Here is a 3,077-nt window from a genome sequence, read left to right as displayed (position 1 = left end):
GCGTGGGCCAGGACGGCGCGGGCGGCTGCCGGTATGTCGCCGACGGCATCGACGATCTTCAGGTAGGCGGTCTGCGGGCGTGCCGTGACCAGCGCCGCGGCGGTCCAGTCCGTACCGTCGTCGTCCTCCACGGCCACGATGTGCGGGAAGTGCGCGGAGCGGTCGGCTGTCTGCCAGCGCTGGTGCACCTCGTGGGGTGCGAGCCGCTTCAGGCGGGTCGGTGGTGTGCCGGGCTCGAAGGGGACGACGACGAACTTCACGGGCGTTTCCTGTTGCTCTTGTTGAGGCGGCATACCGTTGCTTGTGGCCAAGGGGAGGGAGTGGGGTTTCGCCCGCGGGTTCACGGCGGCGTCAGGCGCGCGAGCGCCGCAGCACCCATACGAAGTACGGTCCGCCGACCAGCGCGATCATCAGGCCCGCCGGTACCTGGGCGGGTGCGATGACCGTGCGGCCCAGGGCGTCGGCCACGCAGACCAGCAGCGCGCCGAGCAGCATCGCGACCGGGATCGCGCGTCCGTGCCGGGCGCCCACCAGGGAGCGGGCGAGGTGCGGGGCGACGAGCCCCACGAACCCCACGGCGCCGACGGCGATCACGCTGAGCGCCGCGAGCACCGCGGCGATCGTCAGTGCGCCGATGCGTACGCGTACCGGCCGCACCCCGACGATGCGCGGGGTGTCCTCGTCGACGGCGAGCAGGTCGAGCCGGCCGCGCATGGCCAGGATGACCGGGAGCGCGAGCGCCAGGGCCACCGCCACCGGTACGACGTCGGGCAGCGAGCGCCCGTAGGTCGTACCGGAGAGGAAGGTGAAGATCCGGGGCGTGTTGTAGGGGTCGGCCCGCAGCAGCAGGAAGGTGGTGACGGCGCTGAGGCCGTACCCGCAGCCGATGCCGATCAGGACGAACCGGTCGGGCAGGAAACCGCCGCGCCAGGACAGCAGGGCGATCACCGCGAACGTGGCGAGCCCCGCGGCGACGGCGACCGCGATCAGCAGCGGCCGTCCGCCCGACAGGCCCGAGGTGGCGACGGCCGCCGCCCCCAGGCCGGCGCCCGCCGTGATGCCGAGCACGCCCGGCTCCGCCAGCGGGTTGCGCACCGTGCTCTGTACGACGCATCCGGCAAGGCCCAGTGCCGCGCCCGCGAGGATCGCGGCGAGGACACGCGGGAACCGGTCGTCCAGTGCCTGGCCGATCAGGTCGGGGGCGGTGCCCTGCGCCCAGAGCGCGAGGTCACCCGTGCGCAGCCACAGGCTTCCCGCCAGGACCGCCACGAGCGCCGCCCCCGCCAGGAGGATCACCGCGCCGGACACGACGAGCAGGAACGCGCGCCGTGAACGTGCGACGACCCGGGCGTGCGGCGGCTGCCGGAGCGCTCCGGTGTCGCGCAGCCGCAGCGCGAGGACCACGATCACCACGGCTCCCAGCAGCGCGGTCGGCACGCCGGTGGGAATGGCCGCGGCCCCGTCCGCGCCCTGGATCGCGCGCAGGGATGCGTCCGCGAGCAGGATGAGCAGCGCGCCCAGCAGTCCGGCCGCGGGCACGAGCAGGAGGTGGCGGCGCAGCGAACGGATGGGTCCCGCGATCAGGCGGGCCAGGACGGGTGCGCCCAGGCCGACGAAGGCGATCGGTCCCGCGAGGGTCACCGCGGTGCTGGTCAGGAGTACCGCGCAGAGCACGGCGGTCACCCGTGTCGTGCGGATCGGCACGCCCAGGGTGGACGCTGCATCGTCGCCGAGATTCATCACGTCAAGGCGCCGGGACAGCGCGAGGGCGACGCACAGCACTACGGCCAGGAGCGGGAAGGCGCGCGTCGACGCGTCGATGTTCAGCTGGGCGAGCGAACCGCTGCCCCAGGCGAACAGGCCGGTCGTGTTCTGGTCGAAGAGGATCAGGAGCGTCGCGGTCGCCGCGTCCAGGGCCATCGCGATCGCCGATCCTGCCAGGATCAGGCGGGTGCCTGCGGTGCCCGCGGCCCGGCCCGCCAGGAGCAGGACCAGCGCCGCCGCGGCCAGGCCGCCCGCGAAGGCGACGGTGCCCGATGCCCACAGCGGGACGGTCAGGCCGAGGGCCGCCACGAGCGAGAGCGTGAAGTAGGCCCCGGCCGTGACCGCGAGAGTGTCGGGAGAGGCGAGCGCGTTGTGCGTGACGGACTGCAGCAGCGTGCCCGCACAGCCCAGCGCGAAGCCCACCGCCACGCCCGCGAACAGGCGCGGCAGGCGCGAGCCGGTGAGGATCTCACCGACCGGCGCCCCGCCGGAGTCATCGCGCTGCCCGCCCAGGTAGCGCACCAGGTCGCCGAAGCCGACGCCCGATGTTCCCTGCGTCAGGTGCCACAGGCCCACCAGGACGGTCAGGACGAGAAGAAGTGCCAGGACGGCCAGCCCGGCGGGAGCGCCGCCGCGCCCGGCGGGAGTACCGCCGTGCCCGGCGCGGGGCAGCGCTTTCCCTGTGGATGCCGTGATCCGCGGTGTGCTCACTTCTTCTTGCGGTGTGTTCACTTCTTCTTCAGGACGTCGACGTACGCGTCGATCGCCTGCGCGCAGGAGCGCGGACCGCCGGCGCCCCACACCCGCGCGGGGAAGGAGTGCGCGCGGCCTTCCTTCACGGCCGGGATGGTCTTCCAGATCGGGTTCTTCTTGAGTGCGCCGACGTACCCGCCGGCTCCTTCGTCGTTGGCGTAGAAGAGGTTCGCGTCGCCCACCGAGGTGAGTCCCTCGACGTCGGTCTGTGCCAGTCCGTAGGACTTGTCGACGCCGCCGTCACCGTGATTCTTGTTGACCTTGTCGGTCCACGCCGGGTTCATGCCCAGTTCCTTGCCTATCTCGGTGAACAGGGCGCCGTCGCTGTAGGGGCGGATGGTGAGGTTGCCGCCCTGCAGCCAGCCGTCGAAGAACAGGAAGTCCTTGGTCGGCAGGTCGGCGTCGGTGACCTTCTTCTTCGCCGTCGCGAGGTGGTCGTCGAACTCCTTGAGCACCTGTTCGGCGCGCTCGGTGCGCCCGGTCGCCTCGCCGATCATGCTGAAGACGTCGCGCATGTTCCCGATCGGGTCCTTGGGGTTCGCTCCCCGGGTGGCCATCAC

At 72.5% G+C, this 3,077-nt stretch carries 1 protein-coding gene and 2 pseudogenes; all 3 read right to left on the bottom strand.

Going from position 1 to position 3,077, the window contains the following annotated elements:
- Nucleotides 1–293, bottom strand: a pseudogene (locus ACQKIP_RS43855) (peptidase C39 family protein); the annotation flags it as partial.
- A 58-nt stretch (nucleotides 294–351) separates the two neighbouring features.
- The gene (locus tag ACQKIP_RS43850; RefSeq protein WP_365854688.1) at nucleotides 352–2,436 is read right to left on the bottom strand and encodes an iron ABC transporter permease; all 2,085 of its coding nucleotides are present in this window, start codon (nucleotides 2,434–2,436) and stop codon (nucleotides 352–354) included.
- Nucleotides 2,437–2,492: 56 nt separating this feature from the next.
- Nucleotides 2,493–3,077: pseudogene (locus tag ACQKIP_RS43845) on the bottom strand (Fe3+-hydroxamate ABC transporter); the annotation flags it as partial.

This window comes from Streptomyces sp. NPDC059900 (genome assembly GCF_050270335.1).
GTDB lineage: Bacteria > Actinomycetota > Actinomycetes > Streptomycetales > Streptomycetaceae > Streptomyces.
Note: the sequence above shows the minus strand (reverse complement) of the source record. Positions and strands in the feature narration are given on the sequence as shown.